The organism is Bradyrhizobium sp. SZCCT0148 (genome assembly GCF_018129985.1).
Taxonomy (GTDB): Bacteria; Pseudomonadota; Alphaproteobacteria; order Rhizobiales; family Xanthobacteraceae; genus Bradyrhizobium; species Bradyrhizobium japonicum_H.
The window spans coordinates 516,705-528,688 of sequence record NZ_JAFCKT010000001.1; the positions used below are offsets into that span (position 1 = coordinate 516,705).

The window sequence follows — 11,984 nt, forward strand, 5'->3', positions numbered from 1 at the left end:
GGAGCGTGTCTCACGCCACCAGCGACAGCTTCGGCAGGCTCGCGACCACCGACTGATTCCGTCCGCCGGCCTTCGCCGCGTAGAGTGCCTTGTCGGCGGCGGCGACCAGGATCGCCCAATCCATGCCGGTGGTGGGAACGAGGCTGGCGACGCCGCAGGATACCGTTGAAATCACCTCGTCGTCGGACCAGCCCTGCACCTTGGCACGGATCGTCTCGGCGACCTTGAAAGCGTCGGTGGCGGACGTGTTCGGCAGCAGCACGGCAAATTCCTCGCCGCCATAGCGCGCGGCGCAGTCGCCGGCCCGGCTCACCGAATCGGAAATGCAGATGGCGATGCCGACCAGCACCTGGTCGCCGGCCTGATGGCCGAACGTGTCGTTGTACGCCTTGAAGTGATCGGCATCGATCATCAACAGCGCGAGCGGCGCCTTCTGGCGCATGGCGCGCCGCCACTCGATGTCGATGACGGAATCGAACTTGCGGCGGTTTCGCAGGCCGGTGAGCGCGTCCGTCGTCGCCATCTCCTCGAGCTTGCGCTCGGCCTCGGCGCGGCGGCCGATCTCACGCGCGAGCACGAGCGTCGATCCCAGCATGAACAGGATGAGCGCCACCACCACGGCACCGATCCGGTAAGCCTCCTTCCGCCACAGCTCGAACACGGCGCTCAAGGGCTTGCCGGCAACGACAAACAGCGGGCTGGTGCCGCTGCTGCGAACATACAGCCTCGGGGTCGTGTCGACGGGGCCCTGGCCGGCATAGGCGCCGCCGACGCGCAGATTGTCCGCCTTCCAGTCCAGGCGCGCACCGAGGTTCTTGCCGATCACGTCGAGATCGAACGGCCGCCGCATCATGATGGTGCGGTCTCGGTTGAGCACGGTGATGGTGTCTTCGGGGCCGAGGTTCAGCCGGTCGAACAATTCGTGGAAATAGCTGAAGCGGATCGAACCGGCGACGACGCCTGTAAAGCCGCCGTCGCTGTCGCTGATGCGCCGGCTCAGCACGATCGAATAGGCGCCGCGAAACAGCATGGGACGACTGACGAACAGTCCGGCTCCGGGGTTGTCGCGATGGACCTTGAAGTAGTCCTCCTCGCTCCGATTCTCCGGTGCAGGATCGAGCGTGGAGGCGTCGATCGTCAGCCTGCCCCCGGCATCGAACACCTGGATGGCGCCGAAATGCCGGGCGGTCATGGCATGGTCGAACAGGATCAGGTGACGGATCGGCTTCGACACGGTCGCAAGCTCGGGCAGCAGCATGTTGCTGGCGACCGCCTTCAGCGCAAGGTCGTAGATCTCGATATTGCGGCCGATGTCGGACTCGATGGTCGTCGCCAGGTTCTCCAGCGTCTGGCGGGCGAGCGCCTCCTCGCCCCGGCGCATGTCGAGCATGACGTTGACGCAAATGGCGGAAAAGCCGATCACCGTCACCACGGACGAGATGATCAGCAGCTTCGCCGAAATCCGCCACGGCCGGCGGGCCGTGACTTCGCGCCATCCAGACAGCATCGCTTTCTCCCGATCCTGATGGATGCGCCCGAAAGCTTGAGTAGTGTTTAAGGAAGGACGGCGCTGCCGCAATGAGTTAAGAACCGGTTTACGCGGCTCATCGAATTGGGCAGGCAGACCGAGCGAAACCGGGCTTGGGACGAGAGGACTGATGTGAACGACTACGACGCGTTACGGGACTATCTGCTGCGGCAGAAGCAGGCCGAATTTGTCCTGAGTTTCGAGCAGATCGAGGAGATCATCGGCGCCGCCTTGCCGCGCGCGGCCAACCGCGCCTCATGGTGGGATACCTCGCGCAGTCCGGACATTCAGATGCCCCAGCGCGAAGCCTGCCTCGCCGCAGGCTTCAAGGCTACGCGGATGCCGGACGGGCAGACCGTGCGATTCACGAAGATGAAGAAGGACGGGCGACGGTAGCGGCGTGCTTTCGTTCATCTCCCACGGGGTAAGTATCGTAGGGTGGGCGAAGCGAAGCGTGCCCACGATCTGTTGCTGTGCTGGATAGATGGTGGGCACGGCGCAAGCGCGCCTTTGCCCACCCCACGGTACTGTCGATCAGCTCGCCGCTTCCAGCCGCACTTCCGTCAAGAGCCGCATCGCCGCGTCCGCGTCCATCGGCTCGCCGAAGGCGAAGCCCTGTGCGTATTCGCAACCCATCTGGTAGAGCTCGACCGCGTCGGAATCGGTCTCGGCGCCTTCGGCCACCACGTCCATGCCGAGGTCGTGCGCGAGTGCGATGATCGACTTCAGGATCACCGGGCGGGTGCCGCGGTTGGTCGTGCGCACAAAGGACTGGTCGATCTTGATGGTGTCGAACGGGAAGCGCTGCAGATAGGCCAGCGACGAGTGGCCGGTGCCGAAATCGTCGAGCGACAGCCCGGTGCCGAGCTCGCGGATCCGCGTCAGCATTTGCGCCGCGTGCTCCGGATTCTCCATCACCAGCGATTCCGTCAGTTCGAGCTTGAGGGTGCCGCGGGCCACCGAGGAGCGCGACAGCACGGTCCGGATGTCGTGGATCAGATCGTGGCGCAGCAACTGCCGCGACGAGACGTTGACGGAGGCGAAGATCGGCTCGCGCGAGCGCATCGCGCGCTGCCAGATCGAAAGCTGCTTGGCGGTCTGGTCCAGCACGAACATGCCGAGGTCGACGATCAGGCCGGTCTCTTCGGCGATGGTGATGAATTCCGACGGCGCCATGCGGCCGAGCTTCGGGTGATCCCAGCGCACCAGCGCCTCGAAGCCGGCCACCGAACGATCCTCCAGCCGCACGATCGGCTGGTACAGGATGGTAAGCTCCTGCCGCTCGATGGCGCGGCGCAGTTCGCTCTCCAGCGTCAGGCGGTCGGTCTTCCGCGCCCGCATGGCGGGCTTGTAGACGTCGATGCGGTCGCCGCCGATGCGCTTGGAGTGATACATCGCAAGCTCGGCATCCTTGATGATCTCGTCCGTCAGCTGCGTTTGCGGATCGGAGAGCGCAAGGCCGATCGATGCGGTGAGGAAGATCTCGCGGTCGTTGAAGGCGATCGGCGCGCGGATGGTCTTGCGGATGGTCTCGGCGAAGGCGGTGATGCGGGCCGGATCCTGCTCCGACAGCAGGATCAGGCCGAACTGGTCGCCGGCAAGCCGTGCCAGCGTGTCCTGCGGCTTCAGGATGCGGGTGAGGCGGCGGGCCAGCGTCAGCAGGATGGAATCGCCGACCGCGATGCCGACGGAATCGTTGACCTGCTTGAAGCGGTCGAGATCGATCACCATCAGCGTCGGCCGCAGCGTCGGCATGGTCTTGGCGAAATGCGCCACCGCACCCAGCCGGTCCATGAACAGCTTGCGGTTGGGCAGGCCGGTGAGGTTGTCGTGCACGGAATCGTGGAGCAGGCGCTCTTCGGCGTTGCGCAGTTCGGTGACGTCGGTGAGCGTGCCGACGACGCGCGAGACCTCGCCGTCGGAGCCGACCACCGGGCGCGCCTTGAGCGCGAACCACATGAAATGGCCGTCCGGCGTGCGCAGGCGGAAATCCTGCACCAGGCGGCCGCGGCGCTGGTCGAGCACGCTGTCGAGCGCGGCGCGGAAACGGTCCTGGTCGAGCGGATGCAGCACCTCTAGCCAGGAGGCCGCGGGCCCTTCCAGCGTGCCGCGCTTCAATCCGAGCAGGGCTTCGGTCTCGGGACTGGTGAAAACCTTGTCGGCGGAAACGTCCCAATCCCAGATCAGGTCGCCGGAGCCGGCCAGCGCCAGCGCGCGCCGCTCGATATCGGAGACGACGCCGGTGGTGGCGCCGCCGCCGGCAAAGGCGTGCTGCATCACCGTAAAGCCGATCAGCATCACGATCAGGACGAGGCCGCCGAGCAGGGCAGGGCCGACGATGTCGTTGGTCACCGAGCCCGCCACCGTCATGCCGGCCGCGACCACCCAGACCACGAGCAGGAACCAGGTCGGGATCAACAGCACCGCGCGATCGAAGCCGTGGGTGGAGAGGTAGACGATCAGCGCGAAGCCGGCGAAGGCGATCAGCACCAGCGAGATGCGCGCGATGCCGGAGGCCACCGCCGGATCGAACAGGGCCAGTGCCACCAGCGATCCCAGGAACGCCAGCCAGCCCACCGTGATGTGCGAATAGCGCACGTGCCATCGGCTGAGATTGAGATAGGCGAACAGGAACACCAGCAGCGTCGCCGCCAGGATCGCCTCGCCCGCCGCGCGCCAGATGCGCTCGGCGTTGTTCGACATGTCGAGCACCTTGCCCCAGAAGCCGAAATCGACGCCGATATAGACCAGCACCGCCCAGGCCAGCGCCGCGGCGGCCGGGAACATGATGCTGCCCTTGACCACGAACAGAATGGTCAGCACCAGCGCGAGCAAGCCGGAGATGCCGATCACGATGCCCTGATACAGCGTGAACGAGTTGACCTTGTCCTTGTAGGCTTCCGGCTCCCACAGATAGAGCTGCGGCAGCTTGTCGGTACGCAGCTCCGCGACGAAGGTGATGACGGCGCCGGGGTCGAGCGTGACGCGGAATACGTCGGCGGTCGGACTTTCCTGCCGCTCCGGCCGGTCGCCGGTCGACGGCGTGATGGTCGCGATGCGCGACAGGCCGAGGTCGGGCCACAGCAGCCCCGAGGAGACGATGCGGTAATGCGGGGCGACGATCAGGCGGTCGAGCTGGTCGTCGGTGTTGTTGGCGAGCGCAAACACCACCCAGTTCTGGCCGCCTTCGCGCGCGCGCACCTCGATGCGGCGGACGATGCCGTCGGTGCCGGGCGCGGTCGAAACCTGGATGCGGTCGGCATCACTGCGCTGATGCTCGAGCACGCCCGTGAGGTCGATCGCGGGCGCGTCGCTGCGGACGCTGACGGCGTCGAGCGCGCGCGCGGGATACGCGGCGACGAGAATCATGAAGCCGAGCGCGATGGGCGCGAGGCACCTGATCAGACGCAAGGTCAGTTCTCCGCGTTCGACGCAAACGACTCAGGTGAAGACGATTTCAGACCGCACGGGTGCGTTCAGTGCGTCGCGATAGATGCCACGAAAGCGAGGAAAATCAAAGGGTTTCCGCCGCCGCCTGTGGGTCAGCGGCCTAGACCTCCAACACAATTTTGCCAATATGTGCGCTCGTCTCCATGCGCCGGTGCGCATCGGCTGCCTTTTCCAGCGGGAAACTGCTGTCCATCAGCGGTTTGACGCGGCCTTCGCGCAAAAGCGGCATCACTTTCGCCTCGATTGCGGCCACCATCGCCGCCTTGTCCGCATTCGTACGGGGGCGCAGGGTCGAGCCGGTATGGGTCAGGCGCTTGACCATCACCTTGGCGATGTTGACGGTGACCTTGGGGCCGTTGAGGGTCGCGATCTGCACGATCCGGCCGTCGACTGCGGCGGCATCATAGTTGCGGTCGACATATTCGCCGGCGACCATGTCGAGGATCAGATTGACGCCTTCCTTGTTGGTCGCTTCCTTGACCACGGCGACGAAGTCTTCGGTCTTGTAATTGATGGCGCGGTCGGCGCCGAGCTTGAGGCAGGCATCGATCTTGTCCTGCGATCCCACCGTGACGAACACCTTCGCACCGAACGCCTTCGCCAGCTGGATCGCCATGGTACCGATGCCGGAGGAGCCACCATGGATCAGAAGCGTCTCGCCGGCCTTAAGGCCACCGCGCTCGAACACGTTGTGCCAGACCGTCATCAGGGTTTCCGGCAGCGCGCCGGCTTCCTTCATCGACAGCGCGGGCGGAACGCTCATCGCCTGGGCGTCCTGCGCGATGCAGTACTGCGCATAGCCGCCGCCGGCAACGAGCGACATCACCTTGTCGCCGATCTTGTGCCGCTTGGCATTGCTGCCGACCGCCACCACTTCGCCCGCGATCTCGAGACCGGGCAGGTCGCTCGCGCCGGGCGGCGGCGGATAGGCGCCGGAGCGCTGCGCCACGTCGGGCCGGTTCACGCCCGCGGCTTGCACCTTGACCAGGATCTCGTCGAGGCCGGGCTGCGGCAGCGCGCGCTGTTCCGGGATCAGCACCTCGGGTCCGCCGGGTTTGGAGATGGCGACCACGGTCATTTGCGCGGGCAGCTTGTCCATGATGTGTCCTTGGGTGAAGGTGCGGGATGAACGAGGCCTTTGATTAGCCAGCGCGGTCCGGACTGGCAACTGCCTGAGCCGTGTGGTCCGGTCCGCGGACGAGAGGAGGATTGACGATGGCGACGGAAGACGACGACCGCCCGCGCAAGAAGGTCAGCCATGACATCGGACAGGATCTCTCACTCTTGTCGGTCGAGGAACTGACCGAGCGCGTCACGCTGCTGAAGTCCGAAATCGCAAGGCTGGAAGAGGCCGCCACCAGGAAGCGCGCCTCGCGCGACGCGGCCAACAGCATTTTCAAGTCTTAGGAATTTCACAACTCTCGTGTCCCGGACGCGGTGCGTCACGCAGTGACGCTCCGCAGAGCCTGGACGCATGTCACGCGCAAGACCGTTTCGTCATTCCGGGCTCGGGACGTTGTCGCGCCCCGGAAACGACGGCAGAGAGGGAAACGTGTCATCTCGCTCGGCCACTGACCGACATGGCTAACGAACCCTCAAAGAAATCGCTCGTTTACGGTCGATTAAGCTTTCGGGTTTATGACTTGGAACTGTCCTCGTTTGGACACCGAGTGGCTCCTGTCCACTCTGTTTGACGCCTCCCTGTTATCAACTTTCAAAGCCGCCGGTTTTCCGGCGGCTCTTTTTTGCGTTTTTGCATCCCGTTGCGGTTGAATTCCGCGGGATGACCCGCGGAAACCATATCCGCGCTTGTCACTGGACTCCGCGTCCCGCCCGCGCAATGATTTGTTCATCATAAGCCGGCTGCCAAAGCCGGGCAGTCAAACAGTTGCGTAAGAGGCGTTAACCATGGAACGTTTGCAGGCCGACGGCGCTCTCGTTCAACTCAGCGAGCGATTCACCAATTCTGCGGCGTTCGGCGTCCTGTTCCGCGAGGGCATGGACCTCGTCGAAGAGACCGCCGCCTATCTCGACGGCGCCGGCCGCACCGAGGCCAAGGCGCTCGATCGTGCGGTCAGCCTCACCTACGCGACCGAGAGCATGCGCCTTACCACCCGCCTGATGCAGCTCGCCTCCTGGCTGCTGCTGCATCGCGCAGTGAAGGAAGGCGAGATGACGCTGGGCCAGGCCAACCGCGAGAAGACCAAGGTGAAGCTCAGCGCCGCCGATCCCGGCCCCGCCGACACCATCGAGAAGCTGCCCTCGCAGCTTCAGGATCTGATCCATCGCTCGATGAGCCTGCAGACCCGCGTGCGCCGCCTCGACACCACCATCCACACCCCGCCGGCCGAACACGCGGCGATCGGCAACCCGCTGGTGCCGCATCTCAACGCGCTGAAGGCGGCGTTCGAGCGGTAGGCTCCATCGACAATCTCGGTCGTCATTCCGGGACGCGCCACTTGGCGCGGGCCCGGAATCCATACTCCCGATCGTGGCTATGGATTCTCAGATGCGCAATTGCGCATCCTAGCTCGCCCTTCGGGCGCCCCGGAATGACGGTCGCAACAAAAAACGCCCCCGGCTTGCGGGGGCGTTTTCGTCTCCAGCCTTGCGGGCCGGATCAATCCTTTTTGAGAAAGCCCGAAAACTTCTTCTGGAAGCGCGAGACGCGGCCGCCGCGATCCAGCATCTGGGCGTTGCCGCCGGTCCAGGCCGGGTGCGACTTCGGGTCGATGTCGAGGTTCAGCGTGTCGCCTTCCTTGCCCCAGGTCGAGCGGGTCAGGTATTCGGTTCCGTCGGTCATTACGACCTTAATCGTATGATAGTTCGGGTGAATTTCGGCTTTCATGGCAATTCCTCGGCGCCCCGGCGCCTTGTTGGGTGGCTAGCGAATGACGGATTTGGGCGGCTCTATACCTCACGAAACCCCGCAAAACAAGCCATCCCGGTCGCGAACCGGGGGTTTGCCCCTAAGGGACATCCCGGATTTGCCACTACCCTTGCACCGGCCTATTGGGAGCGAACGAATGCAATGGGTCGGATCTCATGAGCGCAGTGGAACGGCTTGATGATCAGTATGTCGATCAGCCCGGAATGAACGCCGCGGACACGCCCTCGATCGAGGCCGAGCTGATCGAGGAGCCGGCCAAGGGTCGCGCCAAGCTCCGCCCGCTGCTTGCGCTGGCGCCCTACGTCAGCCGCTATCGCGGCCGCGCGGCGCTGGCCTTCGTCGCACTCACGGTCGCGGCGCTGACCACGCTGCTGGTGCCGGTCGCGGTGCGCCGGATGATCGATTTCGGCCTGACGCCCGAGGGCATCGAGCTGATCAACAGCTACTTCTCGGTGATGCTCGCGGTGGTCGGCGTGCTCGCGGTGGCCAGCGCTGCGCGCTACTACCTCGTGATGACGATCGGCGAGCGCATCGTCGCCGACCTCAGGCGCGACGTGTTCGCTCATCTGCTGTCGCTGTCTCCCGCCTTTTTCGATTCCGCGCGAAGCGGCGAATTGATCTCTCGGCTCACCGCCGACACCACCCAGCTCAAATCGGCCGTCGGCGCCTCGGTGTCGATCGCGCTGCGCAATCTCATGATGTTTCTCGGCGCGACGGCGATGATGGTGATCACCAGCCCGAAGCTGTCGGGCTTCGTGCTGCTGGCCATCCCCTTGATCGTGCTGCCGCTGGTCGCGTTCGGGCGCTGGGTGCGGCGTCTGTCGCGCAATGCGCAGGACACGCTGGCCGAGGCGTCGGCCTATGCGGGCGAACTGGTCGGCGCGATCCGCACCGTGCAGGCCTATACCAGCGAGTCATTCGCCGAGCAGCGTTTCGGCGGCGAGGTCGAGCAGGCCTATGAGGCCGCGCGCACCTCGACCCAGGCGCGATCCGTGCTCACGGCCATCATCATCTTCATCGTGTTTGCAAGCGTGGTCGCGATCCTCTGGATCGGCTCGCATGACGTGCTCACAGGCGCGATCTCGCCGGGCCGGCTCGGTCAGTTCGTGCTGTATGCGGTGTTCGCCGCAGCCGGCCTCGGCCAGCTCAGCGAGGTCTGGGGCGAGGTTTCGGCGGCGTCGGGCGCGGCCGAGCGCCTGTTCGAGATCCTGCATGTGCAGCCCGATATCAAGGCGCCTGCCACGCCGCGTGCGCTTCCGGTCCCGGCGCGCGGCGAGGTCGGCTTCGATCAGGTCAGCTTCGCCTATCCGGCGCGGCGCGACGTCAATGTGCTCGATGCCGTCTCGTTCACCGTGCGCCCTGGCGAGAAGGTCGCGATCGTCGGCCCGTCCGGCGCGGGCAAGAGCACGATCTTCCACCTGCTGCTGCGCTTCTACGACCCGCGCAGCGGGACGATCTCGCTCGACGGCGTGCCGGTCCGATCCGCCGACCCCCGCGATTTCCGCGCGCGCATCGCGCTGGTGCCGCAGGAAGGGAACGTGTTTGCGGCAAGCGCCCGCGAGAACATCCGCTTCGGCCGTCCCGATGCGACCGACGCCGAGGTCGAGCGTGCCGCCGAACTCGCGCATGCCGCCGAGTTCATCCGCCGCCTGCCCGACGGTTTCGACACCCCGCTCGGCGAGCGCGGCGTGACGTTGTCCGGCGGCCAGCGCCAGCGTATCGCGATCGCGCGTGCAATCCTGCGCGCCGCGCCGCTCCTGCTGCTCGATGAAGCCACCTCCGCGCTCGACGCCGAGAGCGAGACGCTGGTGCAGACCGCGCTGGAAGAGTTGATGCGCCACCGCACGACGCTGGTGATCGCGCATCGTCTCGCGACTGTCCTGTCATGCGACCGCATCCTGGTGATGGACCAGGGCAAGATCGTCGAGCAGGGCACGCATGCGGAGCTGGTGGCTGCGAACGGACTTTATGCGCGGCTGGCGAGGCTGCAGTTCGAGGGGGCATAAAGGTCCTCTCGGGGGTCTCCGTAAGTTATTGATTTTGCTTGCGTGGCCTACTGTGCATGGGGTTGTTTTCGCACTTTTTGCCTCGGCTTACCGGCACTTCGGCGACAGCGCCGGCACATTCGGCCACCACCAGTTCTTCCAGCTCCCGTCCTCGTCGACGCAGGCCGATGGGGCCGTGCCGTTCGCGTGAGCAGGCGCCCGCGTCGTCTCGAGCGATGCAAAGCGCTGGTCGATGTAGGTCGTCGACAGATAACCGGCGACAGCGACGCTTAGGAAAATCGAGGACCCCTTGGCCAGATCGCGCAGCTTCATCGGTCATCTCCGTCCGCTCGTCATCGCTCATTGCGTCAACGACTAGCAGACGGCCAGGGATCCCAGCGTGATGGATCTCACGCCCGCCACGCCATCTTCAGCACCGGCCGGCCCGAGGTCGGGTTCACATCGTCGCCGGCATGGGCAAAGCCGTTGCGCTCGTAGAAGCGGATGGCGCGGGAATTGTCCTTGTTGACGAGCAGCGTGATGCCTGATGGCGTCAGGCGTTTCGCTTCGTCGACCAGCAGCCGGGCCGCGTCCGAACCCCAGTGGTCAGGGTCGACCACGAGCTGGTCGAGATAACCCTCGCCATCGATGGTGACGAAGCCGGTCAGCGCGCCGTCCTGCTCCGCCACGACGATGGACGCCTTCGGCACCAGATCTTTGCGCCAGCGCTCGCGCCACCATTCGAGCCGCGCCGCGAAGTCGATCTGCGGATAGGCCTGCTGCCAGGTGCGATGCCAGAGGTCGATCGCGGCAGCTTCGTCCTCGGGACGGTAGGGGCGGAGGTGGATCATCGGCATACACTCGCCATGGCCGGGCTTGACCCGGCCATCCATTCACTTCGAGACGATCCTGTTTGATGGATTGCCGGGTCAAGCCAGCCAATGACAAGCTGTGGCGTAGCCGACACCACTACCGCTCCGTCAGCTTCAGCTCGATGCGGCGGTTGCGCTTGTAGGCCTCTTCGGTGTTGGCAGGATCAAGCGGCTGGAATTCGCCGAAGCCGGCGGCGACGAGACGTTGGGCGGGCACGCCGAGCGAGACCAGATACTGCACCACCGAGATCGAGCGGGCCGCGGACAGGTCCCAGTTCGACTTGAAGTTCGGACCGTTGACCGGACGCACGTCGGTGTGGCCGTCGACGCGCAGCACCCAGGGGATTTCGCTTGGAATCTTCTTGTCCAACTCGATCAGCGCGGCCGCGAGCGTGTCGAGCTCGGCGCGCCCCTCGGGCAGCAGCATGGCCTGTCCGGTATCGAAGAACACTTCGGACTGGAACACGAAGCGGTCGCCGACGATGCGGATGTCCGGGCGGTTGCCGAGGATGGCGCGCAGGCGGCCGAAGAATTCCGAGCGGTAGCGCGACAATTCCTGCACGCGCTGCGCCAGCGCCACGTTGAGGCGGGAGCCGAGATCGGCGATGCGATTCTGCGATTCCTTGTCGCGCTTCTCGGAAGCGTCGAGCGCCTCTTCCAGCGCGGCCAATTGCCGGCGCAGCGCGCTGATCTGCTGGTTCAGCACCTCGATCTGCGCCAGCGCCCGCGCCGAGACTGCCTTCTCCGAATCCAGCGCCTTGCCGAGTTCGGAGGTCTTGCCTTGCGCGTCGTTGCCGGCGGCGGCGAGGCCGTCGTAGAGGCCCTTGATGCGGTCGCGCTCGGTCTCGGCCGAGGCGAGGCCCGCCTTCAACTGCGAGACCTGGTCGTCAAGCGTGAGCTTGCCGAGCTTCTCCAGCGACAGCAGCTCGTTGAGCTGCGCGATCTTGGCGTTGAGCTGCTCCAGCGCCTTGTCCTTGCCGGTGACCTCCTGCGACAGGAAGAACTGCACCACCAGGAACACCGACAGCAGGAACACGATCGACAACACCAGCGTCGACAGCGCGTCGACGAAGCCGGGCCAGTAGTTGAAGGAGGTGTCGCCGCGGCGGCCGCGTGCCAGTGCCATGTTGTCCGTCTCCACTCTCGTGTCCCGGACGCGCTGCAGCGTGCAACGCTGCTGCGCAGAGCCGGACCCATATCTGGCCCCTCTGGGCCCCGGCTCTGCAGCGCATCACTTCGTGCTGCGCAGCGTCCGGGGC

At 65.4% G+C, this 11,984-nt stretch carries 11 protein-coding genes; 4 read left to right on the forward strand and 7 right to left on the reverse strand.

Translation table 11 applies throughout. The features are described 5' to 3' along the window. Nucleotides 1-10: 10 nt before the first annotated feature. The gene (locus JQ580_RS02445; protein ID WP_212278148.1) at nt 11-1,507 is read right to left on the reverse strand and encodes a sensor domain-containing diguanylate cyclase; all 1,497 of its coding nucleotides are present in this window, start codon (nt 1,505-1,507) and stop codon (nt 11-13) included. 153 nt (nt 1,508-1,660) lie between these two features. On the opposite strand from JQ580_RS02445, the gene JQ580_RS02450 reads away from it, so the two are divergent. Then, nucleotides 1,661-1,924 carry a DUF7662 domain-containing protein gene (locus JQ580_RS02450; RefSeq protein ID WP_212278149.1) on the forward strand — a complete coding sequence of 88 codons (264 nt, stop codon included), beginning with the start codon at nt 1,661-1,663 and terminating at the stop codon, nt 1,922-1,924. Between the two features lie 138 nt (nt 1,925-2,062). Here the strand turns inward: JQ580_RS02450 and JQ580_RS02455 are convergent, their stop codons facing one another. Together JQ580_RS02455 and JQ580_RS02460 are read right to left on the reverse strand one after the other, a co-directional pair. Beyond that, a complete protein-coding gene (locus tag JQ580_RS02455) occupies nt 2,063-4,939 on the reverse strand; it encodes an EAL domain-containing protein (protein WP_212278150.1) in 2,877 nt (958 codons plus the stop codon). A gap of 139 nt (nt 4,940-5,078) precedes the next feature. Continuing rightward, nucleotides 5,079-6,077, reverse strand: coding sequence for an NAD(P)H-quinone oxidoreductase (locus JQ580_RS02460; protein ID WP_212278151.1), 999 nt, complete (start codon nt 6,075-6,077; stop codon nt 5,079-5,081). 116 nt (nt 6,078-6,193) lie between these two features. On the opposite strand from JQ580_RS02460, the gene JQ580_RS02465 reads away from it, so the two are divergent. Next, nucleotides 6,194-6,385 carry a DUF1192 domain-containing protein gene (locus JQ580_RS02465; RefSeq protein ID WP_212278152.1) on the forward strand — a complete coding sequence of 64 codons (192 nt, stop codon included), beginning with the start codon at nt 6,194-6,196 and terminating at the stop codon, nt 6,383-6,385. A gap of 501 nt (nt 6,386-6,886) precedes the next feature. Beyond that, nucleotides 6,887-7,396 (forward strand): protease adaptor protein RcdA, encoded by a 510-nt coding sequence (gene rcdA / locus JQ580_RS02470; RefSeq protein WP_212278153.1) that lies wholly within the window; start codon nt 6,887-6,889, stop codon nt 7,394-7,396. A gap of 202 nt (nt 7,397-7,598) precedes the next feature. Here the strand turns inward: rcdA and rpmE are convergent, their stop codons facing one another. Next, nucleotides 7,599-7,826, reverse strand: coding sequence for a 50S ribosomal protein L31 (rpmE, locus tag JQ580_RS02475; RefSeq protein WP_008137002.1), 228 nt, complete (start codon nt 7,824-7,826; stop codon nt 7,599-7,601). A gap of 197 nt (nt 7,827-8,023) precedes the next feature. Between rpmE and JQ580_RS02480 the strand changes: the two genes are divergently transcribed. Next, on the forward strand, nt 8,024-9,874 hold the full coding sequence (locus JQ580_RS02480; RefSeq protein ID WP_212278154.1) for an ABC transporter ATP-binding protein/permease: 1,851 nt from the start codon (nt 8,024-8,026) through the stop codon (nt 9,872-9,874). 87 nt (nt 9,875-9,961) lie between these two features. Here JQ580_RS02480 and JQ580_RS02485 read toward each other — a convergent pair whose 3' ends face one another. From JQ580_RS02485 to JQ580_RS02495, 3 genes are all read right to left on the reverse strand, one after another. Next, nucleotides 9,962-10,186 (reverse strand): hypothetical protein, encoded by a 225-nt coding sequence (locus JQ580_RS02485; RefSeq protein WP_212278155.1) that lies wholly within the window; start codon nt 10,184-10,186, stop codon nt 9,962-9,964. A gap of 77 nt (nt 10,187-10,263) precedes the next feature. Next, the gene (locus JQ580_RS02490) at nt 10,264-10,710 is read right to left on the reverse strand and encodes a GNAT family N-acetyltransferase (protein ID WP_212278156.1); all 447 of its coding nucleotides are present in this window, start codon (nt 10,708-10,710) and stop codon (nt 10,264-10,266) included. 112 nt (nt 10,711-10,822) lie between these two features. Continuing rightward, nucleotides 10,823-11,851 (reverse strand): peptidoglycan -binding protein, encoded by a 1,029-nt coding sequence (locus tag JQ580_RS02495; RefSeq protein ID WP_212278157.1) that lies wholly within the window; start codon nt 11,849-11,851, stop codon nt 10,823-10,825. Nucleotides 11,852-11,984: the final 133 nt, after the last annotated feature.

What these genes read in the sequence shown, in the direction of transcription:
- JQ580_RS02490 (WP_212278156.1), bottom strand. Translation starts at nt 10,710, where the DNA reads ATGCCGATGATCCACCTCCGCCCCTACCGTCCCGAGGACGAAGCTGCC.
- rpmE (WP_008137002.1), bottom strand. Translation starts at nt 7,826, where the DNA reads ATGAAAGCCGAAATTCACCCGAACTATCATACGATTAAGGTCGTAATG.
- JQ580_RS02495 (WP_212278157.1), bottom strand. Translation starts at nt 11,851, where the DNA reads ATGGCACTGGCACGCGGCCGCCGCGGCGACACCTCCTTCAACTACTGG.
- rcdA (WP_212278153.1), top strand. Translation starts at nt 6,887, where the DNA reads ATGGAACGTTTGCAGGCCGACGGCGCTCTCGTTCAACTCAGCGAGCGA.
- JQ580_RS02485 (WP_212278155.1), bottom strand. Translation starts at nt 10,186, where the DNA reads ATGAAGCTGCGCGATCTGGCCAAGGGGTCCTCGATTTTCCTAAGCGTC.
- JQ580_RS02465 (WP_212278152.1), top strand. Translation starts at nt 6,194, where the DNA reads ATGGCGACGGAAGACGACGACCGCCCGCGCAAGAAGGTCAGCCATGAC.
- JQ580_RS02480 (WP_212278154.1), top strand. Translation starts at nt 8,024, where the DNA reads ATGAGCGCAGTGGAACGGCTTGATGATCAGTATGTCGATCAGCCCGGA.
- JQ580_RS02445 (WP_212278148.1), bottom strand. Translation starts at nt 1,507, where the DNA reads ATGCTGTCTGGATGGCGCGAAGTCACGGCCCGCCGGCCGTGGCGGATT.
- JQ580_RS02460 (WP_212278151.1), bottom strand. Translation starts at nt 6,077, where the DNA reads ATGGACAAGCTGCCCGCGCAAATGACCGTGGTCGCCATCTCCAAACCC.